The sequence below is a fragment of the Paenibacillus foliorum genome (assembly GCF_013141765.1).
GTDB classification, from domain to species: domain Bacteria; phylum Bacillota; class Bacilli; order Paenibacillales; family NBRC-103111; genus Paenibacillus_S; species Paenibacillus_S foliorum.
In genome coordinates this window covers 133,470-159,467 of record NZ_WHOD01000087.1, presented here as the reverse complement: position 1 = coordinate 159,467, position 25,998 = coordinate 133,470, and the positions used below count along the sequence as shown (strand labels likewise).

The following is a 25,998-nucleotide window of genomic DNA, read 5'->3' as shown; positions in this document are numbered from 1 at the left end:
TTAAAAATTTATAAACTCTACAACCTTTTTTCCCGCAATACTTGTGTAACTTGATCAAGCTTCACCGTTTGCTGTTCTCCGGTAGCCATTGCTTTTAGAGTAATCTCGCCTCGCTCCAGCTCATCTTCACCAAGTATGGCAACGAACGAAGCTTTAAAACGGTCTGCGGATTTCATCTGAGCCTTGATCTTGCGGCCGAGATAATCCTTCTCTGCCTTCAAGCCTGCCAGCCGAAGCTGCTGCAGAAGCTTGGTGACTTCCTTCTCTGCTGCTTCACCTAGCCCAATCAAGTACACGTCAAGCGGCTTCACTTGAGGAAGCTCAGCGCCCTGCGCCTGCAATATGAGCAGCGTCCTCTCCAGACCAAGACCAAGGCCGACGCCTGGTTGATCATTGCCTCCGATTTGACCGACAAGGCCATTGTATCGGCCTCCGCCACCTATCGTATCAATGGCACCAATACCTGCTGCTTTGTATTCAAAGGCAGTATGAGTGTAGTAATCAAGTCCTCGAACCAGTCGTGGATTGATGCGGAATGGAATATTCATAGCTGATAGATGATTCTGTACACTTTCAAAATGAACAGTGCACTCTTCATCCAAATATTCCAAAATAGTTGGTGCGCCTTCACCGTATTTCTGATCTATTTTACAATCCAGAATACGCATCGGATTACGGTCATAGCGGGACTGGCAGTCCTTGCACAGCTTATCCTTGACCGGAGCAAAAAACTCCTGTAGCTTCTCCCTGTACACGCCTCGACACGAAGGATTCCCGACCGAGTTGATCTCTACCGTTACATCCTTAATGCCGACCTCGCTGTAGAAGGTATAACCTAGAGCAATAACCTCCGCATCGATACTCGGATCGACAGATCCGAACGCCTCTATGCCGAATTGGTGCAGCTGACGGTAACGTCCGGCCTGAGGCTGCTCATAGCGGAACATCGGTCCGATGTAATACAGCTTGCTGACATCCGGCTCCCCATACAGCTTGTTTTCTACATAGGCGCGAACAACGCCAGCAGTTCCTTCCGGACGCAGAGAAATGCTGCGGTCGCCTTTATCCAAGAAGGTGTACATCTCCTTCTCGACGATATCCGTTGTTTCTCCAACACCACGTTGAAACAGCTCTGTATGTTCGAAGATCGGGGTGCGAATTTCCCGGTAATTAAATCTCTCGCACAGCTCCCGTGCTTTGGCTTCGATATACTGCCATTTCTCGATTTCACCAGGAAGCAAATCCTGCGTGCCTTTTGGCTTTTGAATGCTCATGTCAAGTACTCCTTTCTCTCTGCCTGAAAATGTAAAGGTCCACCAATACCCACAGAAATGGCTTTGCATATTTACGAGAAAATGAAAAAAAATCCCTCGCCCCTGACAATGAAGTCAGGGACGAGAGATTGTTCGTTATATTCTCCCGCGGTACCACCCACGATTTGCGCCTCAAGCCATGCATCGACATAACAGACTGTCGAAGGGCATTAAGATACACACTCATAGCGGTTAACGCCCGCGTTACGCAAAGCAGCTACTACACAGCACATTCCTGTGGTTCCCCGCTTGTCCTCTGGGAGGTCTGTTCGTCCGGTTCGCATAAAGAAGCTTTCAGCTAAGGCTTCTCTCTCTGGTTATGCAAGATTCGAAGTACTTGTTCCCTTCAACAGATCATTGTTCATTTTCAATAACCATAATTGTAATATCGAAATTTGGCAAAGTCAAGCAAATTGCATAGTTAAGGCATATTAATCCGCAGCCTTAATATCTATCTCCTATTATTTTGCCAATTTTAGCTGCTTATATACATCATTAATCAACATATAAGTGTCTCCATTGGTAAGCTCTTGCTTATTCGAAATCGAATCCACGGTAGCCTTGCTAATGAAACCATTTGCTTGCAGCCCTTCGACAGCCTTGTCTGGAGAGACATTCTGCTTGAACAAACCTGCGATCATTTGTGCTGCTGTTTCCAAGGAAACGGATTGCTTCTGTGGCTCCTTGACGCCTGTAATTACCGCAGCTGCACTACCGGACATAGAAGCTGGGTTAAATTTACGCATTCCCTCGAGCATATTAACCATCCGCTGCTGATTGGACAGTTTGTCCAGATCAAACTCATTTTTGTAGCCACCGGTTGAAAGTCCTAAGCTTATAGCTGTTTTCAATCCTGCATACGATTTATGCTCCATATAAGAACCCGATTTGATGTTAAAAGGCTTCAAGTCCATACCCTGCTTAACCAATATATCTTGAAGTTTTGCGATGGTTTCCTTTGATGCTGACATTTGCCGGAACGTGTTATTTTGCTCCTGCGCAAGCTTAGCTGCCGCGCCGGCTGCTTCTCCTTCAGCCATACCGACAGGAACGACCCGTGCGCTTCCGTGTGGCAGCGTATCGTAGCTGGCCGCCCGCCCGACTACAAGGAGTCCATCTACTTTAAGTGGAACCAGGCTGCGGAAAGGTACCGCATATTTATCAGGATCAATAACAACTGCTCCGTTATCCTTAGGGCTTGTCCGCTGAATATCAACCGGATAGCCGCCGAATGCGATTCGATCCCACTGGTCCCGATTTTCAAGCAAATCTACTATCGTAAGCCTGTATTCACCTTGCATATGTCGTGATTCACGCACATACAGCTCAGGAGCAATCTCGGCTAATTCTACCCCTTCAAATTCAGGATACTGTTTCTTTAAATAGGAGAGCACATGTGGAAGCTCATCCTTGGCAATCTGCTTCGCTTCTTCTCTGGATTTAGGATCAAACGGATCGATATTAAAAATTTGCAGAGCATTTACAAGCATTGTATTATCGTTCTGCAACCCGCCATTGAGTCCGCGCATACGAACACGCTCTTTGTTGACCGCAGGATATTCCTGCATTTTATCAAAACCCCACAGGCTTTTTTCATTAATCCCGTATTTACCCTGCCCTTTGTCCTCGGCCGCAATTGTTTTGCCAAACTGCTTCCACCGTTCTGGAGTTATATTGTTCAGACGGAATACAGCCGTGACCGCCATTCTGCTCTTCGGATCGGCTAGATCCTCACGTCCTATTGTAAAAGGAACTCCTGCGGCAGCTGCAATATCACCATCTTGTGTTGCATCGATAACGGAGTTAGCTTGAATAGCTTGCTTGCTACCATCCGCCTTAGTAACGGTAACCCCGCTAACTTTTGTAGCGCCTCCTGCAGCAACAGTTATGGGATCAACTGCTTTTGCTTTCATCAATAAATCGATATTTTTCTCTTTGGAAACTAACTCATAGAATGCATTGGCCGCGGTAGTCACATCGAAGGAATCACCTTCAATTTTGCCATACCATTCGCTAAAAATCCCTTTGTTCATAATATCATGCTTGGAGATTAAACTTTTCGTTGGCTCATAGTTCATATCGATACTATTCAACCAGCCTTCGGTAAGGAGTCCACCAAGCACTTCCCGGTCCCTGGCTTCAACCAACAACGTTTTCATCCCATTGCGGGCTGCTGATACTGCAGCTGCAACCCCCTCAGGATCTGTTCCTACTACAATAACATCATAGTTCTTTTTAATATCCTTTGAAGACTTTACCTCCACTAAAGCCTGCTGATGACCGCTGGCTCCTCCTCTTTTAATAGCAAGTGAATAGACCGCAGCCCCCGCTGCAGCTACCAATAAGACAGCGATTATTACGAGTATCCATCCTTTTTTATTTCCAGTCGAATAACCTGATTTTCCCATTTCGCACCTCATAAGCTATGTATTTTCCATGAATCGGCCTATACTATTAACGTTACTAATTACATTTGGTTACAACTTTTCGGTATATTTCGTCATTTTCTTCGCTAAAACCCTCTCCGCTTCGTTAATATCAAAAAAAACTAGTCTAAGTGTACCACAGGGTGGAATAGAAGAAAACGCATCAAAATAGACCTACCGGACAGGCTTTCAATCCGGAGGTCTACTCGACTTGCTCTTTATTAACGAAAGGTTTTACGCGGTTGCTGCTTCATTTGTTCGCTAACCGAGGAATAATCCGCATACAGCTCATTCCCGCTTAGCCCTGCAGCGATCATACCTGTCGAATCTGCCACACTGCAGGATAACAGCTGCTGAATCGGCTGTGTGGCGATTTTTTCCTTGGCGGATTGTTGCATGACGAATAAGCTCCTTAATCTAGTGGTGTTAGGATATGCTTATTTTGTCCAAATCCTTTGCAACTTAACCCATCATAAAATAAGTCGATCACTAGCTGCTGCTAGCGGCTCTCAATAATTAACGTAACCGGACCATCATTAACTAGAGATACATCCATCATGGCTCCGAATATTCCAGTTTCAACTTTTAAGCCTTGATCACGAAGAAGTTCATTGAAACGGTCATAGAGGGGCTTGGCCTGCTCAGGACGAGCCGCAGCCATAAAGTTAGGCCGCTTCCCTTTACGGCAATCCCCATACAAAGTGAACTGTGAGACCGATAGAATTTGACCTCCCGTTTCCGTAACCGAAAGATTCATTTTGCCGGAATCATCCTCAAAAATACGGAGTCCTGCTATCTTCTCCGCGGCATAACGAGCATCCTGCTCTGTGTCCTCGTGAGTTATGCCAACCAGCAGTACTAGACCATGCTCAATAGCACCTACTGCCACCTCATCAACGATAACACGAGCCTGTTTGCTGCGCTGAACTACAATTCGCATCTTCTTACACCCTCATTATTAAATATTCTTGCTTTAGGATTGCATAATCCGCTGCACGGAATAAACATCCTTAACCCTTTTTATTTTCTCAACCACAGCATGCAAATGCTCAATGTTACGAATAAGAATAGTCATATGAATAACGGCCATTTTGTTCTTGTCTGAACGGCCGGAAACTGCTGAAATAACCGTTTTACTTTCTGAAACTGCCTGCAGAACTTCATTTAGAAGCGCTCTGCGGTCATGTCCCGTAATCTCAATTTCCACATTATAATTAGCCTCAACAGAATCAGCCCATTCTACCTCGATCATCCGGTTGCTCTCATCGCCGCTTTCAGGAGCAGGGATATTGGTGCAATCCGATCTGTGAACGGAAACTCCTCTACCGCGAGTTATATATCCGATAATGGAATCCCCAGGAACCGGATTACAGCACCTTGCGAAGCGGACTAGTAAATTATCTACTCCTTTAACACGGACTCCATGTGTAGGACGTCCTTTCCGTTCGACAGGGGCTTTAACTTCCTTGATCTCGTTAGACAGCTGCATTGCATTGAGTTGAGCTTCCTCTGCTTCCTTACGCATCTTCTCAGTCAGACGAGTGACGATTTGAGCTGCCGTGATACCGCTAAAGCCTACAGCAGAGAACATATCTTCAACTTCATGGAAATTGAACTTTTTGGCAACCTCGAATAATTCATCTTCTTTCATAAGTGTGTGCGGTTCTATCCCAAGCCGCTTCAGCTCACGTTCAATCGCATCCTTGCCTTTCTCAACATTCTCCTCGCGTCGTTCCTTCTTAAACCACTGACGTATCTTGCTTCTCGCATGTGAGGATTGCGCCAGCTTAATCCAGTCCTGACTAGGTCCATATGAATGCTTCGACGTCAAAATCTCGATGATATCTCCAGTCTTCAGCCTATGGTCAAGAGGTACAATACGTCCGTTTACTTTGGCACCAATGGTTCGATTGCCTACCTCTGTATGAATCCTGTAAGCAAAATCAAGTGGTACTGATCCCGCTGGAAGTTCTATAACCTCACCCTTTGGCGTAAACACGAATACCAAATCGGAGAAAAAATCCATTTTCAATGATTCTACAAATTCAGAAGCATCCTCAGCATCCTGCTGCAGCTCCAAAATTTCTCGAAACCAGCTCACTTTATCCTCAAACGTACCTGACGGCACCGGACTGCCTTCTTTATAAGCCCAGTGCGCGGCTACGCCGTACTCTGATGTTTTGTGCATTTCAAAGGTTCTGATCTGTACCTCTAGAGGCTCACCTTTGGGGCCAATTACCGTCGTATGCAGCGATTGGTACATATTCGGCTTGGGCATCGCAATATAATCCTTGAAACGGCCAGGCATTGGCTTCCAAAGCGTATGAATAATACCGAGCGTTGCGTAGCAATCCTTAATATTTTCGACGATAATACGAAGTGCAAGCAGATCATAAATTTCATTAAACTGCTTATTACGCGCCGTCATTTTCTTATAAATGCTGTATATATGCTTGGGACGTCCAGAAATATCCGCTTCTGTACCCATTTCAGATAGTTTCTCTTGAACATTATCTATAACATCCGTAATATATTGCTCACGTTCGGTTCGCTTCTTCTGCATTAGGTTGACGATTCGGTAATATTGCTGCGGGTTTAAATAACGCAGAGCAATATCCTCCATCTCCCATTTAATCGCAGAAATACCCAATCTATGGGCTATTGGACAAAATATTTCGAGTGTTTCATCCGCTATCCGTCGTTGAGCTTCCTCGGACTGATGCTTTAAGGTTCGCATATTATGAAGGCGATCCGCCAATTTAATCAGGATGACACGGATATCCTGAGCCATCGCCACGAACATTTTCCGATAATTTTCGTTTTGATGCTCTTCCTTGCTCTTAAACTTAATTTTTTCCAGCTTAGTTAACCCGTCTACGAGCATTGCACAGGTTTTACCGAACTTCTCGTTAACGGTTTCGAGAGATACCGTTGTGTCCTCGACAACATCATGAAGCAGCGCCGCAATGATTGAAGTCGTATCCATTTGCATATTAACCAAAATTTCGGCAACCGCTAGTGGATGTAAAATATAAGGTTCCCCGGACTTGCGAACTTGGCCGGAATGTGCCTGTTCAGCAAATTCATAAGCTTCTCTTATACGCTTCAAATCATTTTCTTTTATAAAGCCGGACGCTTTCTCAAGAAGCTGCTCAATCCCCATTCGCTTATCCATTCCCTTAATTCGATTTTAATTCATTATGCCTTTGAAATAGGGGCGCCGTCAACTTATTTGCGCTATTTCGACATATTTTGTCGAGAACTAGAGTTTATTATTACTTGCAAGGTTCATTGTCCTACAAAGCATCATAGCTTCTTAAGCGCTTCTTTAATAATTTCCCTTCGCTCTATGATATAGCTTCGAATCAAGTCTGGTTCTCCGTCAAATACAGACAATGCCCATTTCCTTGTGGAATCAACGTGAATATGAGGTGAAATACGGCTTATCATAAGCTTTACTACTGGAGCGATCTTTTTAACTGTAAAATGCTGCTTCAAAATATGGTTGAGTAAATTTTTGTATTTTTTTCTGATTAGGGGAAATGCCAGCAAGCTTCTTGTAAGCTCGTTATACCCAGTCACTTTGACAAGATCACTACCGATTTGTTTTCCGTAGCAATTCCTTCCCCACGTTCCTTCATAATCCCAGGGGATCATTCGGTATTTAAATCTTGTCTTATGAAGGTACACGGCATAATTCTGATCAAATCCGTCATAATTGCCTGTAAAAACCGCACCTGCCAACCAACGCAAATAATTGTCAATATCGAGCCTTTGATCCAAGTATAGACTTAATTGCTTGCCTTTAAGCGTATTGATCTTAAGAATAAATGCCTTTAACTGCTTTACATCTGTTTGTTTGCCAATAACACGCTCATATCCTTGGAACAGCGAAGTTTTTTTATCTTGCGAGTCCGAATTATACAGCCCGAAGGTCGCGTTATCATTCACTGCATAGAACAGCGATTGGACCGCAATTCCCCGTTTTCTGAAAAACGCTTTGTCTACAGCTTCGATTTCTAGATAAACCCCCATGTTATATCCGTTTATTTTTAGAAGGCAGTGTCGGGTTTTGGGGCTTGGTACACCAATCCATTGAAAAAATTGAAAAGATAATGCATTTCGAATCATAGAGGGGTCATCGTATTCTGCATTATAATGATACGTTTTACCTTTAAGTACGATTTCATATGATTTTTTTGGATATTCCCTAGTATGTCCGCCGCGGTATCGAAGTTTAATTAATTCTCTTTTCCCTTGTATGACCATGTAAGCCTGCACATAATTCGGACTCCAAACATTTTTTTGCAGCAGCTCGAATTGTTTTGGGCTTATTATAATATTACGAGTAACCCATTCCATCACACTTCCGCCCTTCTTCGGGAAAAGCAAAAAGCCTATCTGATTCGATAGACTTTTTACGGTAATGTAATTTATTCAACTGAATCCGCTACTGCCACTGTTTCTATTCTACTACGCCTTCATTTCCTCTTGTGCGGTTACCTACCGAACGGTTGCCCCTTGATCTATTGCCAATCAAGTGATGACCGAATGGAAAGTGACCTATAGGAAATATTCCTCCAGACCTGTTGCCGAACAACAGGGAATGGTTTCCGCATGATCTGTTGAATATAGGACTGATTCCAACAGATCGATTGCCTCTTGAGTTGGATACTCCGGAACGGTTTCTGTTTGACCGGTTGCCAACAGATCTATTCCCCGTAGAACGGTTATTAATAGAGCGATTCCTTTTGTTACAACCGCATTTTATTCTTGCCATTAGTAAACACCTCCTATTATTAAGATAAGATAGCTTATGAAAAAAATAGAGTAGATGACAGGGACAACTCTACAAATTTTCAATAATATACTAATTTACGGTATGGAACGTCTATCAAATAATTTTGAGAATAAATAAAAAAAGCCCGAATACACAAGGTATCGGACTCCGTAATTCATTTGGGTTATTTTTCCAATTTAATAGGTAACTAAAGAAATAACATCAATGTTGCCCAGCTTCTCTCTTCCGTTCAACTCAGCCAATTCTATCAAAAACGCTGCACCGATAATATTCCCGCCTAGCTGCTCAATGAGGTTGATGGAGGTCGCGATGGTTCCGCCAGTTGCGAGCAAATCATCGGCAATCAAAACCTTTTGCCCAGGCTTAATAGCATCATTGTGCATAGCCAGCTTATCCTTGCCATACTCTAGAGCGTAGTCCGCTTCAATGGTTTCGCCAGGCAGCTTGCCGCTTTTACGAATCGGGATAAAGCCGACACCTAAAGCTACAGCCAGCGGTGCTCCTATTACAAAGCCACGGGCTTCTGGCCCTGCTATACAATCAATTTCAACGTCTTTTAACTGACGGGCCAGTTCGTTAATAACCTCTTTATAAACCGGACCATTTTGAAGCAATGTTGTTATATCCTTGAAGCTTATTCCCGGTTGAGGGAAATCCTCGATAACGCGAATGTAATCCTTGAAATTCATATAATATCCTCCAATAATCGTGTAGTTTGAGTCCTTTGATCTAACAGCCATTGAAGCAGTTGCTGTGCGCTGGAATAAAGCAGTGTTTGTTCGGCCTCAATACCATTCTGGCGCTGTTGGTACAATAAGGATAAAGTTAATTCCTTTTTCCCTGTATTAACCGCGGGCGTATAACCTTCATCATTATGCCTGATTAACCCCAGCTCCATAAACACATCCAGCATAAACTGAATAAGTGCTGGTGAAAGCCCTGAGCGCTTCGACAAAGCTTGGAGAAAAGCCGTGCTTGGCAATCGTTGAGCATTTTGCTGTTGGACGGCTCCATAAACCGTTTTAAACATATCCCTTGAGGGCAAAGTACCTGTATTTCTGCCTCCACCCTCGAATATAGCATAAACCCTCTGAACACTTTGGGCCATCGAAACAGCCCCGGCTAACTGCGGAAGATCCTCGGGAAGGTCATATAGAATAAGATCATGGATAGATTCAAAGGACTGCTGCCGTGCTAGTGTATTAAGAGCCACACAACCACCCTTGACAGACGTATCCATCCCCCAAATAGGCAATGTTTCCCCAAATTTCTTCAGCAGCTCTGCTGCCTCCTTTTGAAACGTAAGAATAGCTGGACTGTGCTTGTTAGCTCTGACCTGTGCAGCAGCAGATAATCGGTTGGCAAGCTCACCTAGCTTATGTTCAAGCTTTGAAGCTCCCCGCCAATCAAATAGTTGTATATGCGGGATCCGCAAATCCTGTATCATCATCTGCGGCTTCCGCACACCATTCCATTCGTTTATTGAAAGCTCACCTATAACATCCAAGGAAGCCGTTGATGAAATCCACGGCAACATCGTACCTTTATTAAACCCTACTGCGTCTAATGTAACTGCTGATTCCGCTTTACTCTGCTGAAGCGTAACCTTGATATGCTGATGTTCTTTACCAATGGTTCTAAGCTCTTGGCATCGTATGTTCGAGAGCACAAATTTGGGTGTCGGATTGCCCATTCCAAAGGGGCCTAGCTGCTCCAGCTGCTGTATCGTTTTCAAACCAATTTCTTCGAGTGAGCATGTCAAATCAGCCTGCAGCAAAGGCAACAAATCATCTGGGGTCAGCCATTCATCAGCCAAAGCATTCAAACGGGTTTCCAACTCAGGCAAATGCTCTCTTCCCAAAGTCATTCCTGCTGCAGCCGTATGTCCTCCAAAATGCTTCATCAGATCCTCGCAATGATTCAAGGCTTGATATAAATCGAAGCCTGCTATCGAGCGAGCCGACCCTTTGGCCATACCGGATTCTTTATCAATGCCTAGAATAATTGTCGGACGGTAAAATTTATCGACCATCTTCGATGCGACAATACCAATCACACCTACGTTCCAGTCCTCTTGAGCTAGCACGATGACCTTATTCTCCAAACCTGCTGCTTTCTTCTCTTCCATCATCGTCATGGCCTGCTTCGTCATTTCATCTACGAGCCGCTGTCTTTCTTTATTAAGCTGATCCAAGTCGAATGCTAAATTTTCAGCTTCCAGCTCATCATCTGTAATTAGGAGCCGTACAGCATCATCTGCCTTTTTAAGTCTCCCGCTTGCATTAATTCTAGGTGCTAATGCGAATCCAATATGTGTTGCATTAACATCCTTCGGCTTAATTCCCGCTACATCTAGCAGCGCCCTGATCCCCGAATTAGATGTAGACTGCATTCGTTGGACCCCAAGCTTAACTATAATCCGATTTTCGTCCAACAACGGCATCAAATCCGCTACAGTTCCAATGGCTGCATACTCTAATAGTTGCTCTGGCCAATATCCCAATAGGGCCTGAGCAAGCTTAAGCGCTACTCCTACACCTGCCAGCTGCTTAAACGGATAATTACAGGACGGCTTCTTAGGGTTTATTACAGCATATGCATTAGGCAATAGGATGGGCGGTTCATGATGGTCTGTAACGATAACATCGATTCCGAGCTCTGCAGCATAAGCAATCTCATCAACCGCACTTATCCCCGTATCGACAGTAATTATTAATTGAATTCCTTGTTTATGTGCTACGTCTAGCGCAGCTTTATTCAAACCATAGCCTTCAAGTACTCGATGAGGAATATAGTAATCAAATGTGGCCTCCAGCTGCTTTAACAAATGCACCATCAACGCAGTGCTGCTCACCCCGTCGGCATCGTAATCCCCATAGACCCGAATCTTTTCCCCATCCTTCAAAGCTTGACGAATTCGGATAACTGCTTTTTCCATATCATCTAAAAGGAACGGATCATGTATACGATCCGTTCCTCCATATAAAAAGGCTGCGGCCTGCTCTTTCTCCGTTATTCCCCGAACAATAAGCAACTGTGCAAGCAGCGGCTCAATTTCAAGTTCCTTAGCAAATTGTTCTACTTGATCGGCATCCGCCTTGTTTGTGTTCCATCTTGCCCTAGCGTGAAGCATGCCGTTCCCTCCTAAGTCCGTAAGCCTAAATAAAAACAACAATGCTTAACTTACCGCTGTATTACTTTAATTATATCCCATCTTCCTTTTGAGGGGTAGCATTAATGCAAAAGAGAAGAATGATCGTCATACTCAGGGCCGACATTATTTTTATAAGGATACCCTGGATCATAAGGCTGAACTTGAATGTATACATCCGAAATATGAATAAATCTTTTCATTAACGTTTGCTTCACTATTTTGGCTACATCATGTCCTTCCAATACACTAATTCGAGGATTAACACTGATTTTCACATCAATGATCACATAATGTCCACGCTCGCGAGCTCTAAGATCGTCAACTGCGATAACGCCTTTGATCATCTGTACTGTACGAAGCAGTTCTATTGGGTCTTCACTATGATGAACAGGGGTCATTTTCTTAAGAATAGCATTTTTTAGAATACGATAACCCATTATGAAAATAAGCACGGCAATAACCACTCCTGCAATTGGATCTAAATAGTACATATATTTATTTCCCAGGTAATGACCCCATATGGATCCGCCTGTACCAACAAGCGCAGCAATTGAAGAATAAATCTCTGATCTTCTTTCCCAGGAATGGGTAATTGGCGCCTGACTCGAGAATGGCTTGCTCCATCTGGATTTATATTGAAATATGGCTTCTTTCGTGATAATTGAAATAACAATTGCAATAAACGCGATTTTTTCTGGAGGTGAATCGATCCCAATGTAGATGGCTCTTGCAGATGAAATAAAGACTTCAATACCAACCAGCAGAAGAAGTACAGAAACAACAATAGCAGTAATGGACTCCGCCTTCACACTTCCATAAGGATGATCCTTATCCGACGAAGATTTAGCCGCGATTGACTTGGTCAAACCGGCAAATGCACTCGCAGCCTCCGAGGCTGTATGCAGCGCATCGGCTAATAGAGCTTTACTACCTGAAATATACCCAACTGCACCCTTCATGACCGCTAGGGCCAAATTACAGGCTATTCCAATCCAAACGGCAAACTCCGTTTTTTTGAAACGTTCGTTCGTCATGAGGCCACTCCTCCAAGCAATAAATGGTTTCCAAATGTGCATATTTGTCTAAAGAAAAGCCGCCGAAACTCACCGTTTCGCGCGGCCGGGTATATTGTTGTATTACGCAGCAACCTTCTTTTTAGAACCAATGCTTTTATTTTTGAGAAAGTAATACAAGGGTCCAGCTATGCAAATGGATGAATATGCACCACTGGTCAAACCAATAATCTTGGCTAGTGCGAACAATTTTATCGACTCACTGCCGAAAATCAACAAGCATAATGCAGCAATCAATACAGTTACTACCGTATTAATGTTCCGAGCCATCGTCTGCCAAATACTGTCATTGAGCAGATTCGATAAATCATCGGAGGTTTTCAGCTTAGCAAACCGAAGATTTTCCCTCACACGGTCAAAAATAACGATTTTGTCATTGATAGAATAACCGATAGTCGTAAGAATCGCAGCCATAAATGGCAAATTCACTTCGAAGCGAAAAATCGCAAAGAAGGAAATAACCACAAAAGCATCGTGCAAAATCGCGATGATAGAAGCAACTGCAAAACGCCATTCAAAGCGGATAGTCACATAAATACAAATGGCGATACTGGCTATAGCAATTGCAACCATCGCTTTATTTCTTAGCTCAATGGCCATATCAGGAGAAACGGTATTGATCTCTTGGGATACCTTATCTCCGAATGCGGCAAGAAAGGTGTCTTTGACCTTTTTAGTCGTAGCATCAGGCAAAATATTGTCGAACCGAGCTGAAATACGGTCTCCCGCTGTTCCTCCGATCGTAATAACAGAAGGCTCAACCCCGGCGTCCTTAAACACCTGTTCTGCTTTTGCTTTATCCACAGCTTGTCCAACGGTAATATCCATCGATGTACCTGCACGGAAATCGACACCGTAATTCAATGAGCTAACAAGCAGCATTATTAATCCCAGCACTGTTATGGTCAATGACAAGTAATAAAACTTTTTTCGGTTCTTAATAAAGTCAATTTTATAATCCACGGATTTCCGACTCCTTTACACCAAAGTAACCGGGCTTCTTGAACAAATTGCCGCGTATGAGCAAATGGATTAAGAATCGGGCAAAAAATACATTCGTTACAATACTAAGAATGGTACTAAGTATCGTTATTAAAGCAAAGCCTCGGATCGCACCGTTACCAATAGTGTAGAGAACGGAGCTGGCAATGATATTAGTAATATTCGCATCCATAATGGTCCGGAAGGAATGTTTGGATCCAGATCGTAGCGATGACAGGATGCTTTTACCACTGCGTATTTCTTCCTTGATCCGTTCATATGTAATGATATTAGCATCTACTGCTATCCCTATTCCCAAAATAAATGCCGCAATACCAGGCAAGGTTAAGGTAGCATTTAATAGATCGAATATTAGCAGCAGCAGCCAAGCATAAGTAATAATCGTGATAGCTGCTACAACACCAGGAATACGGTACAGAACAAGCATGAAGATCAGAATCAATATAGAACCAATAAGCCCGGCTTCAACCGTCTGATGCAAGGACAACTGCCCAAGCGTAGCACCCACGCTCTGTGTGTACTTCTCCGTCAATTTCAGAGGAAGAGCTCCTAAATTGATTGTATCCGCCAGTTTCTTGGCTTCGTCAAATGTGTAATTACCGGAGATGGATGCCCGACCATCAGAAAGCACCTGCTGAACGGTAGGCGCGGACAATTGGGTTTCATTTAAATAGATAGCAAGCGGCTTACCAAGCAGCTTCTCTGTCACCGCACGAAACTTATCTTTGTCCTTTACTTGGATTGAAATGTTCGGACGGTTGCCTTGGTCAAATTCCACCTTGGCCGCGCCCTCCACAAAGTCACTCCCGATCATTTCTTTAGTGCCGTCCGGTCCACGAAATGTTAATTCGGCCGGTTCTTTCATGATTTTACGAACTTCTTCCTCATTGGCGACGCCCGCTAGCTTAACGCGGATACGGTCACTGCCCTCGGTTGTAATTTCCGGTTCAGCAATACCTAAATCGTCTGCACGTTTTTCAAGACTTGATGCTGTTTGTTTTAGTGAATCCATGGTTACGGGTTTCCCAGCTTCGATTGGCTCAGCCACATACAAAATTTCAAAGCCACCTTTGAGGTCCAAACCAAGCTTTATGCTCCTAACCAGCTGCGGACTTGTTATCGCAACCGATGTGAACACAACCACTACAATGGCTAGAAAAGCGATGATTCTTTTGATGTCCATTTACTTTCTCCTTCCATACTCAATATTCCTATTATACCCACCTGCGAAAATTGAGTCAATTTGACAATTTGCGCAGTAAAAAATGATTCAAATATCCGCAGAAAAAGACCCTCTCATTAGTTGAAAGGGCTGCTCTTATATATACTCATCGTCATCCAGTTCATAAAAGACGTGACTTTAAGAGATAAAATGTCGTTAACAATCTGATGAAGTTTAGGGACACCTGTCTTTTTATACTTATCACTAACACATTCCCAAACTTCTCTGCCTGTCACATGCTCGTATCCCAACATACGGAATTCCTCCGCCTTGCTGGTGCATATATTCGCAATAACCTCATTAAGTTCAATCTCAGTTAATTCTACGGCTTCTGATTCTGCTTCTCCGTCTTCAGATTGCTCAGTCCATTCAAACTCTGATACCGACTCTTCTTCTTGCAGTACAGCTTCATTATTTAGAGTCTCACTCTCTGCTGCTGAGTCTACAGCGGAATCTTTACCATGAATAGTCGATTCCGCCACCGTCTGCTCCTCTTGCTCCAATTCCTCAAAATCTCTTTTCTCGTCTACCTCTTCCGAAGCATCCATTTTCCGACTCTCATCATCCATCTGTCTTAACCTCCTGCCGAACAGCATCCTTATTTAGGACATATTCGATGCATGGAGGTTATTTCCTTCCTGTTCTCAAGGTAATGGTTAAATAATGTGCATGTACTAGGACAGGTCCCGCATATCCATTTAGTAGAGCCACGAATATTTGCGAAAATAGCTTTCCTGCGGAAAGCTCAGTCCATGCTTACGAAGATAGCTTTCCTGCGGAAAGCTCAGTCCATGCTTACGAAGATAGCTTTCCTGCGGAAAGCTCTAAGGAGGAAGAAGAAACCAAGTGACTAAACAATCATTTATAAAAGGTACACTCATCTTACTAGCGGCAGGCGTCATCAACCGTATTCTCGGTTTCATCCCCCGAATGGCACTACCTAGGATTATCGGACCCGAGGGGGTGGGATTATACCAAATGGGCTATCCTTTCATGATTGTTATACTAACTATTATTACTGGAGGTATCCCTATTGCTGTTGCAAAGCTGGTGGCAGCAGCTGAAACGGAAGGCAACGAATCTAGAGTAAGGCGAATTTTTCGATTGGCTATGGCTTTCAGCTTTACACTGAGCCTTTTCTTTACATTAATCAGCTTTCTCGGCGCCCATTGGATCAGCTCTAATCTTCTCACCGATTCAAGAGTTTATTATACGTTCATCTGTATGACGCCTATTGTTTTATTTGTTGGGGTCGGCTCTGTTATCCGAGGCTATTTCCAGGGCAAGCAAAACATGATTCCTACAGCCGTCTCCCAGGTTGTAGAAACCCTCATTCGTATCATAACTGTACTTTCACTAGCATATGTAATGCTTCCCTATGGAATCGAATATGCAGCCGCAGGAGCTATGACAGGAGTCATGATCGGTGAGGTTGGTGCACTACTTGTGCTTTATCTGCACTTTAGACATGATCGCAAGAAAATGCCTCATTCACCCATTGCCAAAATTGGTTCAGCCCCCATTGTGGGTAGGTGGGCTAACCTAAAGCAGCTGCTCAAGCTAGCCATGCCAATTACAGGCAGTAAGCTCGTAGGCTCATTCTCCTACTTTCTTGAATCGATTCTCATCATACAGAGCTTAGCCGTGGCAGGAATAGCAACATCCTTAGCAACTTCACAATACGGTGCCCTCCAGGGGATGATTATTCCGATATTATTACTACCAAGCGCTCTGACCTATTCCTTATCTGTTTCGTTAATTCCTTCGTTATCTGAAGCTGCAGCCAGGGGCGATATGAAAACCATTCATATGCGACTTCATCAATCATTAAAGCTTGCTTTGGTGACAGGTGCCCCCTTTGCCATGATCATGTTGGTCTTAGCAGAGCCCTTATGTTATTACTTATATGGACAAAGCCAAATCGCATCGATGTTAAAAATGATGGCTCCCGTCGCCATGTTCATTTATTTTCAAGCTCCACTACAAGCAACACTGCAGGCTTTGGATAGGCCAGGCAGTGCACTAGTCAATACTTTAATCGGCTCTCTAGCTAAGCTCGCTCTCATTTATTTGCTTGCCACAAAGCCAGAGTTCGGAATATTAGGGGCTGTGATGGCGATCAATATTAACATCATGCTGGTTACAGCATTGCATTGGCATAGCGTGGTGAAGCTGCTTCAATTCCGTATGCAAATGATTGACTTTGCAAAGGTCGGTCTAGGCATGATGATTTCGGGATGGGCAAGCTACGTCATTATGTACAGCAATTGGCTGCCCAATGACGGTATGCGCTTTTTGATATCATGCGCTTCAGGAATTGCTCTTTATTTATTTTTCTCTGTTGTTCTCGGTTTGATTGATCGCAACGATCTGCTGCGGGTTCTATCGCTCGGACGAAAAATTATCAAGTGATTTACTTCTTGCGATCAATAAACCATCTTCCACGCTGATCGTAAGAACAATAGAACACTTCTTTAAAATCCTTGACACCTTTTGCCTGCAGCTCACTTTTCAGCCAAAAACGTGTTTTATCTAATTTGAGTAAGCTCTCTTCCTGTACCTTTCCATCCATAATCATCGGCAAAGGCAAGCCTTCGTATCGGATTTGAGTCGTCGATTCGTTTGATTGCTCTGTATCTTGAGATTCTTTTTCCGTCTGCTTTTCATTCTCTTTCTCAACCACAGTCAGCTTACCCGATGACTCCAATATTGCAAATTCAACGTTCCCTACATCCATCACCTTGCTTTGTCTTAATTGAAGAAGCAGATCATCAAGATTGTAACGCTGACGTTTCATTTCGGCACGATCTAGCTTGCCATGCTTAATAATAAAGGAGGGCTTACCTTCAAAAATACGGCGGACCTTTTCATTTTTAAGTGAGACAAATGCTATAAGCAGCTGAACAGCCACCAAGGTCATCATCGGCAAAATTCCTTCAAGAAGAGGTTTTTTCAAATCCTCGAGAACAAAAACTGCAATTTCTGCAATCATTACAGATATAACAAGATCAAAAATAGACAGCTTCCCGATTTCCCTTTTCCCCATCAGGCGCATAGTAAAAAACACAACAAAGTATATCAATACGGTACGGAAAAATAGGGCCAGCATTTCCATGGTATCCCTCCTAACTAGATGCCCATAGGGCTCCAAGCTCCATTGATTATTTGCTTCTGCCATTCCATATAATCCTTGAATGTGGCTTTAGTGTGGTATCGATGCGAGGCAGTTTCCAAGGGTATTTTGACCTCAACTTGTTAATGTCATGCAATATTGCCTATTACGAATTAATGCCAATAAACTGAATTTGGTTATTAATTCAATTCCGTTGTTTAGAAATCACTTCGTTCCTACGAGTTAACCTGTACTAATTTTAAATACAAGCCCATACAATGGGATAAAAGATTCTATATCGGCCTTAATGAAGATTAGCCCCAATATGTAAACCATAGCTCTGATTGGAGGTAGAACAGGTATGAAGCAATCCCCTCTATTTTCCGGCTTAATGTATGCCATGATTTTCATGCTGCTTGGCACACTCATGACATCCTTGCTCATGCTCACAACGAATCTGCAAGAAAACTCTTTGTTCAGCTATACAATGAGTGTTCACGGAGTTGCTATGTTTGTTGGAGGACTCGTGTCTGGGAAACGCAGCGGCAGTAAGGGGTGGTATCACGGCGGGATTCTTGGATTGGTCTACACATTAGTTGTTTGGATTATCGGATTTCTATCCTATGATGCTGGTATCACCTGGCAAACCCTTTACCTGCTGGGTCTCTCCTTTATTGCGGGAAGCTTAGGAGGCATGATTGGGGTCAATTTGAAAAAGTAGCTTGCTTGTAAAAAAAAATGCGAGTCCATCCATCTGGATGACTCGCATTTTTTTTACTATTACTTCTTCTCTTCAACAGCAACACTAGAAACAGCGTTGATTGCTGAACGCTCGAACGTCAGCTTCGTTACATCGTTCACACGAAGAATAATCGTGTCGTCTGTAATTTCAAGAATCGTACCGTGCATACCGCCAATGGTAACGACCTTGTCCCCTTTTTTCAAGTTGTTAAGCATCATACTGCGCGTCTTTTGACGCTTTTGTTGAGGACGGATCAATAAGAAATACAAAACAACAAACATTAAAACCAATGGACCGTATGTAACTAAATACCCTTCCAATCCTGGAGCTGCTGCAGCTTCTTGAGCAACTAATGACATGGAATATCTCCCCTTTCTTTATACTATACGTTTAAAATCCTTTTCCGTTTTCATCTAAACCATATTTTTTGAAAAAATGATCACGGAAATCCAGCAAACTATCATTTTGGATGGCTTGGCGAACCTGACGCATCAATTCCAGCAAGAAATGCAGGTTGTGATACGTAGTCAGACGGATACCGAACGTTTCATCGGCTTTAAGCAAATGCCGTACGTACGCACGAGAGTAATTCTTACATGTGTAACACGAGCATTCAGCGTCAAGCGGACCAAAGTCCTCGGCATACTTCGCATTACGAATAACAAGTCTCCCGGAGCTAGTCATAACGGTACCATTACGAGCAATCCGTGTTGGCAAGACGCAATCGAACATATCGATACCACGAATAGACCCTTCCAATAGTGCATCTGGAGATCCGACTCCCATTAAATAACGAGGTTTGTCAGCTGGCATCAGAGGTACTGTATAATCTAAAACTTCATACATTAACGGCTTCGGCTCACCAACACTTAATCCTCCAATAGCATACCCCGGGAAATCCATGGAAGTCAACTCAATTGCGCTCTGTTTGCGTAAATCTTCGTACATCCCGCCTTGAATTATCGCGAACAAAGATTGGTCCTCAGGACGACTGTGACTTTGCAAACACCGCTCCGCCCAACGTGTTGTACGCTCAAGCGATTGCTTGGCGTAGCTATGTTCAGCAGGGAATGGCGGACATTCATCAAAAGCCATAATAATATCTGCACCCAGTGCATTCTGAATCTCGATTGATTTCTCTGGTGAAATAAACAGCTTGTCCCCATTAAGATGGGAGCGGAAGGCAACTCCTTCCTCGGTTATCTTACGCATTTCGCTTAATGAGAAAACCTGGAACCCTCCGCTATCCGTCAAAATCGGGCGGTCCCAATTCATAAATTTGTGAAGCCCCCCTGCTTGGCGTACAATTTCGTGCCCAGGACGCAGGAACAGATGGTATGTGTTACTCAAAATAATATGTGCATCCATCTGCTTTAATTCTTCCGGACTCATTGTTTTTACAGTCGCCTGAGTTCCAACGGGCATAAAAGCAGGCGTCTCAATCACACCATGGGGAGTATGAACTCGTCCCAAGCGTGCACCGGACTGCTTGCAGGTTTTGATAGGTTCATAAGTTACTGCTGGTGCCATAATGATCACTTCTTTCCTACATATACTAATAAATAAACATAGCGTCGCCGAAGCTAAAAAATCTGTATTCTTGCTCAACGGCTTCTCGGTACGCTGCCAGTATTTGCTCTCTTCCAGCTAAAGCGCTGATCAGCATGAGCAGAGTCGATTTGGGTAGATGGAAATTCGTAAGCAAAGCATCGACAATTTGAAACGTATAACCTGGGTAAATAAATATGCCAGTCCAACCACTGCAAGCTTGAAGCTCGCCTTGAACTTTACTTTCCCGCGCTGCCGTTTCTAATGTTCTAGCCGATGTCGTCCCTACCGCGATGACTTTGCGTCCATTGGCCTTTGCGAGGTTAATCGCATCCGCCGTTTCCTCGCCAACCTCGTAATACTCCTCATGCATATCATGAGTTTCTACATTGTCCACAGAAACCGGCCGGAATGTACCTAATCCAACATGCAGGGTAACATAAGCTAATTGTATTCCTTTTGCAGCTAGTCTATCCAAATATTCCTTGGTAAAATGCAAGCCTGCAGTAGGTGCAGCTGCTGAGCCCTCGTGTTTGGCATATACCGTTTGATAGCGCTCACGCTCGGGCAGCTGCTCTTTAATGTATGGAGGCAGCGGCATATGCCCTAAACGATCAAGAAGCTCAGGAAAAATACCCTCATAAGTAAAACGCAGCACCCGGTTACCCATAGTGCCTTCTTCTTCCACGGTTGCCGTAAGCAACGGAGAATCCGAACCATCTGGGTTCATCTCGCTCCCAAATGCGATTACAGCTCCAGCCCTCAGTCGTTTTCCAGGACGTACGAGAGCCTCCCATCTGTCACCTTCTAGCTGTTTAAGCAGCAATACCTCTGCTTTGGCACCGGTATCAGCCTTCACGCCAAAAAGCCGGGCTGGCAGTACCCGCGTATCGTTTAACACGAGTACATCCCCGGCTTCCAAATAATCAATGAGATCTTCAAATGTCTGATGTTTAATGTTTCCTCTGGCCTTATCCAAGGTAAGAAGTCTTGAGGAGGTCCGATCCTTTAGTGGAGTCTGCGCAATAAGCGACTCCGGCAATTCATAGTCAAATAATTCTACCTGCATATTCACGTCATTCCTTGATTATCGAGACTCCATCATAGTAGGTCTGCAATATTTTTTTGTAATCATAGCCCAGCTCGGCATAACCTTTGGCACCCCATTGGGACATGCCCAAACCATGACCAAATCCGGTCCCTTTGAAAAAAAACTTGGACGGCTGGTCTGTCATTCTCACTTTATTATTCCCACCCATAACAAAGATCTGAGAGCTTGCTGATTCTTTAGCCTGTCCGCTCCCAGCAGCGATAACAACTTTTGGAGAAGAGGCCGTCTGCTTACGTACGGTACCATTCGCCCCCTGTATAGTATAACTGCCCGTTTCCTCAATTTCAAACCGGGTACTTGGCAAATTGTTAAATAAGGTACGAAATGCATCTGGGTAAGCTGGCTTAAGCTCTTGTCCATTGGCCTTCATATTCGTAACACGACCCGAGGCACCTCGTGCCGATACTTCCAATTGCTCCAACGCACCGCCAATCGGCTGAGCAAGCACCGTGTTGACCTTCTCTTTCAGTTGGTCTGCAGCAAACGGTCCACGAATCCACGAATACGCATTGGACTCCACAGCCTGATCAATCACAATGAATTGGTCGCCAATGTCTACTTTGAAAACGGCAGGATTAGCTGTGTTGTCAACATATGGGGCAGAACGTACGCTGACACCGGTTCCTGTAGCTTCATAATAGATAAGGCCTGCAGCATTTTTTTGTCCGGTCGCTTTGGCATAGGATGAATGAATAAAGCCTGTTTTGCCATTCGGCAGAACAATTCGGTACCAAATGGCTTTACCTTTTTCTGCTCCATCATCCGGTGTTGCCGCACTTTTTAAATAATCGACCTTATTCCCCCACACTTCAGTTGGTTCAGCTGTCATACCTCCTGCATTAGAGCTAAACAAAGGGGTAATCAAGCCAGCCTTATCAGCAAGCACTTCTCCTTGTGTCGCTGATACCGCAGCAAGCGCAGAAGCAAATTCAGCGCCAGCGCCTTTATATGCTTGATCTAATGTCGTATCCGTTACATGCGCGATTTGGTATTTAACCCCCTGCTTAAGCGCATAGGTTCTTGCCGCAACAGCTTGAGCCTTCAGAGCTTCCAACGGCCACTCCTTACTTAGCTCGGAGCTGACTACTGACGTAACATACTGTTCAAATGGCAGCTCATTTACGACTGCAAGCTTGCCGTTCAACCTCGACAGCTCTATCGCGCCGCGGTAAGTCCGCTCAAATCGCTCCATCACTTTAATCGTTTCAGTCGTCTTAGGCGAAACAAGAAGCTTCACATTCGGGCCGCCAAGCAGCACGCGTTCGATTGTACTTGCCGCCGGACTGTCCGGCGCATCATCGAGCTCTGTACGCCTCAGCACATAAGATGCTGCTGCATCGACAGGCTGCAGCACAACTGCCGGAAGCACAGCACTCAGCTGCTGCTTCGCTGCGGCAAGCTCGGCGGCATCGGATGCGGCCGCCACCAAAACCGCGTATGCGGGCATTCCCGCCGCTACGTCCAGAACCGCAACATCCGCGTCAATACCGGCTTGCCCGATAGCAGCAGCTTGCTGCTGCGCTTCCGCTTCCGCTGCGTATACGCCAGCGTTCCAGTGCATCGGGCCGGTCACTGCGGATGCATAGCCCTTGACTAAGCTGCCGACAGCCGGCAGCGCAACAAGCTTCGTTAGCGCAGCTGAGGCAGCTTCCTTCGAAGCATAAGGCCCTACGCTGACCTGGTAAGCGATTTTGCCCTGCTTCGTTCTTTTGACCATTGCAGCGTCAATGCTCGCGTCGCTAAGCTTCTGTACGAGAGCTTTGACCTGCGCCGCCTCTCCAGTCTCCCACAGCAGCACACGATGAGTATCAAGCGAAGCCTTGACACTCATCTTCTCTGCCATAGAAAATGCCGGCTTGGAGCCGACAGCCGAGCGTAGTGCTATATCCAGACCCTTGTCAGAAGAAAGCGTGACAGCGGGCGTATTAGCGGCATACTTACCTGTATCCAGAAATAAAGCGACTCGTATCGCATCCAGCTTAGGTACAGCTGCCGCATAAGCTATGCCAATCCCCTCGCCTGATGGATGCATCAGACCCAAACCAACACCCAATGATGTTATGCAACCGATAACCAAGCAGCGTTTCAATGAAACCGGTTCTTTCCACAGCTTGCTTATATTTATTGAAGGCAGAAGCTTTCTCATGTTCTTCAGCATTCCTTTCTCATGTTGATAGATCTGTCAGGGCTACCGCAATCTAATGAGAGAAAACGTTAACGATTCTCGGGTACAGGTAAACCAAGATGGCTATAAGCTGTATGCGTAGCCATCCTCCCTCTTGGAGTACGCTGCAAGAAGCCAATTTGGAGCAGGTAAGGCTCATACACATCTTCTATCGTCTGGCTTTCTTCCCCGATCGTAGCCGCAATGGTATCCAAGCCAACAGGTCCCCCTTGAAAGCTCTGGATAATAGCTCGAAGCATTTTATGATCAATTTCATCAAGACCAAGATTGTCTATCTGTATACTTATTAGTGCTGCTTTGGCAATATCCAACGTAATGATACCGTCTCCTTTGACCTGTGCAAAATCACGCACACGCTTCAGCAAACGGTTGGCGATACGTGGTGTTCCTCTAGATCGCATTCCTACTTCACGAGCAGCTTCTCCAACGATCTGTACCTGCAAAATATCCGCCGTTCGGCTAACGATATAGGTCAGCTCGTCAACCGTGTAATATTCAAGGCGGCTTATTACGCCAAAACGGTCGCGCAGCGGAGCCGATAATAACCCCGCACGCGTCGTCGCTCCTACCAATGTGAACTTCGGCAGATCCAGACGGACCGAGCGTGCGCTTGGCCCTTTACCAATGATAATATCAAGTGCGTAATCCTCCATTGCCGGATACAGCACTTCCTCCACAGTTCGATGCAGACGATGAATTTCATCGATAAAAAGAACATCGCCCTCCTGTAAATTGGTCAATATCGCAGCAAGATCTCCTGGGCGTTCGATTGCCGGCCCTGAGGTCGTACGCATGTTAACTCCTAGTTCATTGGCTATAATATTGGATAAAGTCGTCTTCCCAAGCCCCGGCGGGCCATACAGCAATACATGATCGAGTGCTTCCTTACGCATCTTAGCAGCTTCTATATAAACCTTAAGGTTTTCTTTAGCTTGCGATTGACCGATATATTCAGCCAAATAGCGCGGGCGGAGGCTGAGCTCCATCGTCTGCTCCTCCATCATCAGATGGGCCGAAATGATACGGTCGTCTTCCATGTTGGATCGTTCTCCTTCCTATACATTATCGCGTTGATTGCTGAAACAGCGCCTGAAGCGCCAGCTTCATTACGACATCCACGGCTTCGCCGCCCTGAAGCTTGGGCTTGATCGCATGTCCTGCGCTGTCTGCCTCAGCCTCCGTATAGCCAAGCGCCAGCAGTGCCGCCTTTGCTTCACTCCATGCTCCGCTGCCTTGCGGCACAGCAAATAGATCTGCCCCGCCAGTAAAGACAGACAGTGAGTTTGCTTCCGAAGTCATCATCCCGCCCAGCTTGTCCTTCAAATCCAAAATCATTCGTTGCGCCGTCTTGCGCCCTATTCCGGGAAGCTTGATCAAGAAGCTGATATTTTCCTGCTGTATCGCTGCAGCAATTACTTCAGGCCGCCCGCCGGCCAATACGCCGATAGCTACCTTGGGACCGATACCATTAACTTCAAGCAGCATTCGGAACAAAGACTGCTCCTCCCGTGTCTGAAAACCAAACAGAAGATGCGCATCCTCACGTACCTGATAATGGATAAACAAAGTCGTTTCTTCCCCGTCCTTGGTCTGTACCGCAAAAGGATTGGCACAAAAAACCCGATAGCCAACTCCACGTACATCCAATACAACATATTCAGTCTCTCTATGTGCAACTATCCCTCTTAGAAAATCTATCATCGCTTATGTACCTCGTCTATTTTTTGCTGCATCGTGCAGGAATGGGCGTGACATATGGCTACCGCTAAGGCATCCGCCACATCATCCGGTTTCGGTACCGCAGATAAATGCAGAAACATACGGACCATTTCCTGCACCTGCTTTTTCTCAGCCTTCCCATAGCCAACAATCGCCTGCTTCACCTGCAGAGGTGTATACTCACCGATCTCCAAGCCTTTCTGCACTGCGGCCAGGATCAATACGCCTCTTGCTTGCGAAACAGCCATTGCCGTCGTCACATTCCGGTTAAAAAACAGCTTCTCAATTCCCACTGCATCAGGCTTATATGTATCAATGAGCTGCACCATCGAATCGTACACCATCTTCAAACGCACAGCGCTGTCCGTATGAGCCTCCGTCTGTATACAGCCATATTGCACCGGCACTAACCGGCTTCCCTGCTTATCTATTAATCCGAAACCGACTATCGCGATTCCGGGATCAATTCCCATAATACGCACAACTGACACACTCCCATCATCCCAAAAGCGAACATATGTGTTCACATTGCCCATTATATCAGAAATTACCACATCTGAACACAGTCCCAAAAGATACAATATACCTCA

23 protein-coding genes are annotated in these 25,998 nt (G+C 44.8%); 2 read left to right on the top strand and 21 right to left on the bottom strand.

The features are described from left to right. Positions 1 to 17: 17 nt before the first annotated feature. The 13 genes from hisS to GC093_RS36680 all read right to left on the bottom strand — a co-directional run bounded on the left by hisS (position 18) and on the right by GC093_RS36680 (position 15,560). A complete protein-coding gene (gene hisS, locus GC093_RS23220) occupies positions 18 to 1,274 on the bottom strand; it encodes a histidine--tRNA ligase (RefSeq protein ID WP_171654288.1) in 1,257 nt (418 codons plus the stop codon). 500 nt (positions 1,275 to 1,774) lie between these two features. After that, complete coding sequence (locus tag GC093_RS23215) at positions 1,775 to 3,721, bottom strand: FAD-dependent oxidoreductase (protein WP_171654287.1); 1,947 nt, start codon at positions 3,719 to 3,721, stop codon at positions 1,775 to 1,777. A gap of 239 nt (positions 3,722 to 3,960) precedes the next feature. Further along, a complete protein-coding gene (locus GC093_RS23210; RefSeq protein ID WP_171654286.1) occupies positions 3,961 to 4,137 on the bottom strand; it encodes a hypothetical protein in 177 nt (58 codons plus the stop codon). 101 nt (positions 4,138 to 4,238) lie between these two features. Then, a complete protein-coding gene (gene dtd, locus GC093_RS23205) occupies positions 4,239 to 4,679 on the bottom strand; it encodes a D-aminoacyl-tRNA deacylase (RefSeq protein WP_171654285.1) in 441 nt (146 codons plus the stop codon). A gap of 33 nt (positions 4,680 to 4,712) precedes the next feature. After that, positions 4,713 to 6,902, bottom strand: a complete 2,190-nt coding sequence (locus GC093_RS23200; RefSeq protein ID WP_171654420.1) for a RelA/SpoT family protein — start codon at positions 6,900 to 6,902, stop codon at positions 4,713 to 4,715. A 143-nt stretch (positions 6,903 to 7,045) separates the two neighbouring features. Then, positions 7,046 to 8,101, bottom strand: a complete 1,056-nt coding sequence (locus GC093_RS23195) for a CotH kinase family protein (protein ID WP_171654284.1) — start codon at positions 8,099 to 8,101, stop codon at positions 7,046 to 7,048. 103 nt (positions 8,102 to 8,204) lie between these two features. After that, entirely contained in the window at positions 8,205 to 8,519 is a 315-nt protein-coding gene (locus tag GC093_RS23190; RefSeq protein WP_171654283.1) for a c2 calcium-dependent domain-containing protein 4C-like protein, read from the bottom strand. Positions 8,520 to 8,716: 197 nt separating this feature from the next. After that, complete coding sequence (locus tag GC093_RS23185) at positions 8,717 to 9,229, bottom strand: adenine phosphoribosyltransferase (protein ID WP_171654282.1); 513 nt, start codon at positions 9,227 to 9,229, stop codon at positions 8,717 to 8,719. Further along, the gene (gene recJ / locus GC093_RS23180; protein WP_171654281.1) at positions 9,226 to 11,673 is read right to left on the bottom strand and encodes a single-stranded-DNA-specific exonuclease RecJ; all 2,448 of its coding nucleotides are present in this window, start codon (positions 11,671 to 11,673) and stop codon (positions 9,226 to 9,228) included. Before recJ ends, GC093_RS23185 begins: the two co-directional genes overlap by 4 nt. A gap of 101 nt (positions 11,674 to 11,774) precedes the next feature. Continuing rightward, the gene (locus tag GC093_RS23175) at positions 11,775 to 12,728 is read right to left on the bottom strand and encodes a cation diffusion facilitator family transporter (protein ID WP_171654280.1); all 954 of its coding nucleotides are present in this window, start codon (positions 12,726 to 12,728) and stop codon (positions 11,775 to 11,777) included. 102 nt (positions 12,729 to 12,830) lie between these two features. Continuing rightward, entirely contained in the window at positions 12,831 to 13,730 is a 900-nt protein-coding gene (gene secF, locus GC093_RS23170) for a protein translocase subunit SecF (RefSeq protein WP_171654279.1), read from the bottom strand. Beyond that, positions 13,720 to 14,952, bottom strand: a complete 1,233-nt coding sequence (gene secD, locus GC093_RS23165; RefSeq protein ID WP_171654278.1) for a protein translocase subunit SecD — start codon at positions 14,950 to 14,952, stop codon at positions 13,720 to 13,722. The genes secF and secD overlap by 11 nt, the downstream gene beginning before the upstream one ends. Positions 14,953 to 15,068: 116 nt before the next feature. Beyond that, complete coding sequence (locus GC093_RS36680; RefSeq protein ID WP_312886598.1) at positions 15,069 to 15,560, bottom strand: post-transcriptional regulator; 492 nt, start codon at positions 15,558 to 15,560, stop codon at positions 15,069 to 15,071. A 277-nt stretch (positions 15,561 to 15,837) separates the two neighbouring features. Here GC093_RS36680 and spoVB point away from each other — a divergent pair, with 277 nt between their 5' ends. Then, complete coding sequence (gene spoVB / locus GC093_RS23155) at positions 15,838 to 17,403, top strand: stage V sporulation protein B (RefSeq protein ID WP_171654277.1); 1,566 nt, start codon at positions 15,838 to 15,840, stop codon at positions 17,401 to 17,403. A gap of 1 nt (position 17,404) precedes the next feature. Here the strand turns inward: spoVB and GC093_RS23150 are convergent, their stop codons facing one another. After that, positions 17,405 to 18,106: a DUF421 domain-containing protein gene (locus GC093_RS23150; protein WP_171654418.1), complete on the bottom strand. Its 702-nt coding sequence runs from the start codon at positions 18,104 to 18,106 to the stop codon at positions 17,405 to 17,407. Positions 18,107 to 18,464: 358 nt separating this feature from the next. Between GC093_RS23150 and GC093_RS23145 the strand changes: the two genes are divergently transcribed. Then, a complete protein-coding gene (locus GC093_RS23145) occupies positions 18,465 to 18,824 on the top strand; it encodes a TIGR04086 family membrane protein (protein WP_171654276.1) in 360 nt (119 codons plus the stop codon). Between the two features lie 59 nt (positions 18,825 to 18,883). On the opposite strand, the gene yajC is transcribed toward GC093_RS23145, so the two are convergent. The 7 genes from yajC to ruvC form a co-directional block, all read right to left on the bottom strand. Further along, positions 18,884 to 19,204, bottom strand: a complete 321-nt coding sequence (yajC, locus tag GC093_RS23140) for a preprotein translocase subunit YajC (RefSeq protein WP_171654275.1) — start codon at positions 19,202 to 19,204, stop codon at positions 18,884 to 18,886. A 31-nt stretch (positions 19,205 to 19,235) separates the two neighbouring features. Continuing rightward, on the bottom strand, positions 19,236 to 20,375 hold the full coding sequence (tgt, locus tag GC093_RS23135; protein WP_171654274.1) for a tRNA guanosine(34) transglycosylase Tgt: 1,140 nt from the start codon (positions 20,373 to 20,375) through the stop codon (positions 19,236 to 19,238). A gap of 25 nt (positions 20,376 to 20,400) precedes the next feature. Next, complete coding sequence (queA, locus tag GC093_RS23130) at positions 20,401 to 21,462, bottom strand: tRNA preQ1(34) S-adenosylmethionine ribosyltransferase-isomerase QueA (protein WP_171654273.1); 1,062 nt, start codon at positions 21,460 to 21,462, stop codon at positions 20,401 to 20,403. 7 nt (positions 21,463 to 21,469) lie between these two features. Next, positions 21,470 to 23,650: a SpoIID/LytB domain-containing protein gene (locus GC093_RS23125; RefSeq protein WP_171654272.1), complete on the bottom strand. Its 2,181-nt coding sequence runs from the start codon at positions 23,648 to 23,650 to the stop codon at positions 21,470 to 21,472. A 68-nt stretch (positions 23,651 to 23,718) separates the two neighbouring features. Beyond that, a complete protein-coding gene (gene ruvB / locus GC093_RS23120; protein ID WP_171654271.1) occupies positions 23,719 to 24,726 on the bottom strand; it encodes a Holliday junction branch migration DNA helicase RuvB in 1,008 nt (335 codons plus the stop codon). A gap of 25 nt (positions 24,727 to 24,751) precedes the next feature. Then, a complete protein-coding gene (gene ruvA / locus GC093_RS23115) occupies positions 24,752 to 25,390 on the bottom strand; it encodes a Holliday junction branch migration protein RuvA (RefSeq protein WP_171654270.1) in 639 nt (212 codons plus the stop codon). Beyond that, entirely contained in the window at positions 25,387 to 25,890 is a 504-nt protein-coding gene (gene ruvC, locus GC093_RS23110) for a crossover junction endodeoxyribonuclease RuvC (RefSeq protein WP_171654417.1), read from the bottom strand. The genes ruvA and ruvC overlap by 4 nt, the downstream gene beginning before the upstream one ends. Between the last annotated feature and the right edge of the window lie 108 nt (positions 25,891 to 25,998).

Excerpts from the sequence above, each read along its gene's own strand:
- ruvA (WP_171654270.1), bottom strand. The coding sequence starts at position 25,390 with ATGATAGATTTTCTAAGAGGGATAGTTGCACATAGAGAGACTGAATAT.
- GC093_RS23210 (WP_171654286.1), bottom strand. The coding sequence starts at position 4,137 with ATGCAACAATCCGCCAAGGAAAAAATCGCCACACAGCCGATTCAGCAG.
- GC093_RS23150 (WP_171654418.1), bottom strand. The coding sequence starts at position 18,106 with ATGGAAATGCTGGCCCTATTTTTCCGTACCGTATTGATATACTTTGTT.
- GC093_RS23200 (WP_171654420.1), bottom strand. The coding sequence starts at position 6,902 with ATGGGGATTGAGCAGCTTCTTGAGAAAGCGTCCGGCTTTATAAAAGAA.
- GC093_RS23145 (WP_171654276.1), top strand. The coding sequence starts at position 18,465 with ATGAAGCAATCCCCTCTATTTTCCGGCTTAATGTATGCCATGATTTTC.
- GC093_RS23190 (WP_171654283.1), bottom strand. The coding sequence starts at position 8,519 with ATGGCAAGAATAAAATGCGGTTGTAACAAAAGGAATCGCTCTATTAAT.
- recJ (WP_171654281.1), bottom strand. The coding sequence starts at position 11,673 with ATGCTTCACGCTAGGGCAAGATGGAACACAAACAAGGCGGATGCCGAT.
- queA (WP_171654273.1), bottom strand. The coding sequence starts at position 21,462 with ATGCAGGTAGAATTATTTGACTATGAATTGCCGGAGTCGCTTATTGCG.
- GC093_RS36680 (WP_312886598.1), bottom strand. The coding sequence starts at position 15,560 with ATGGATGATGAGAGTCGGAAAATGGATGCTTCGGAAGAGGTAGACGAG.
- GC093_RS23185 (WP_171654282.1), bottom strand. The coding sequence starts at position 9,229 with ATGAATTTCAAGGATTACATTCGCGTTATCGAGGATTTCCCTCAACCG.
- yajC (WP_171654275.1), bottom strand. The coding sequence starts at position 19,204 with ATGTCATTAGTTGCTCAAGAAGCTGCAGCAGCTCCAGGATTGGAAGGG.
- secD (WP_171654278.1), bottom strand. The coding sequence starts at position 14,952 with ATGGACATCAAAAGAATCATCGCTTTTCTAGCCATTGTAGTGGTTGTG.
- GC093_RS23175 (WP_171654280.1), bottom strand. The coding sequence starts at position 12,728 with ATGACGAACGAACGTTTCAAAAAAACGGAGTTTGCCGTTTGGATTGGA.
- GC093_RS23195 (WP_171654284.1), bottom strand. The coding sequence starts at position 8,101 with ATGGAATGGGTTACTCGTAATATTATAATAAGCCCAAAACAATTCGAG.
- hisS (WP_171654288.1), bottom strand. The coding sequence starts at position 1,274 with ATGAGCATTCAAAAGCCAAAAGGCACGCAGGATTTGCTTCCTGGTGAA.
- dtd (WP_171654285.1), bottom strand. The coding sequence starts at position 4,679 with ATGCGAATTGTAGTTCAGCGCAGCAAACAGGCTCGTGTTATCGTTGAT.
- tgt (WP_171654274.1), bottom strand. The coding sequence starts at position 20,375 with ATGGCACCAGCAGTAACTTATGAACCTATCAAAACCTGCAAGCAGTCC.
- ruvB (WP_171654271.1), bottom strand. The coding sequence starts at position 24,726 with ATGGAAGACGACCGTATCATTTCGGCCCATCTGATGATGGAGGAGCAG.
- GC093_RS23215 (WP_171654287.1), bottom strand. The coding sequence starts at position 3,721 with ATGGGAAAATCAGGTTATTCGACTGGAAATAAAAAAGGATGGATACTC.
- GC093_RS23125 (WP_171654272.1), bottom strand. The coding sequence starts at position 23,650 with ATGAGAAAGCTTCTGCCTTCAATAAATATAAGCAAGCTGTGGAAAGAA.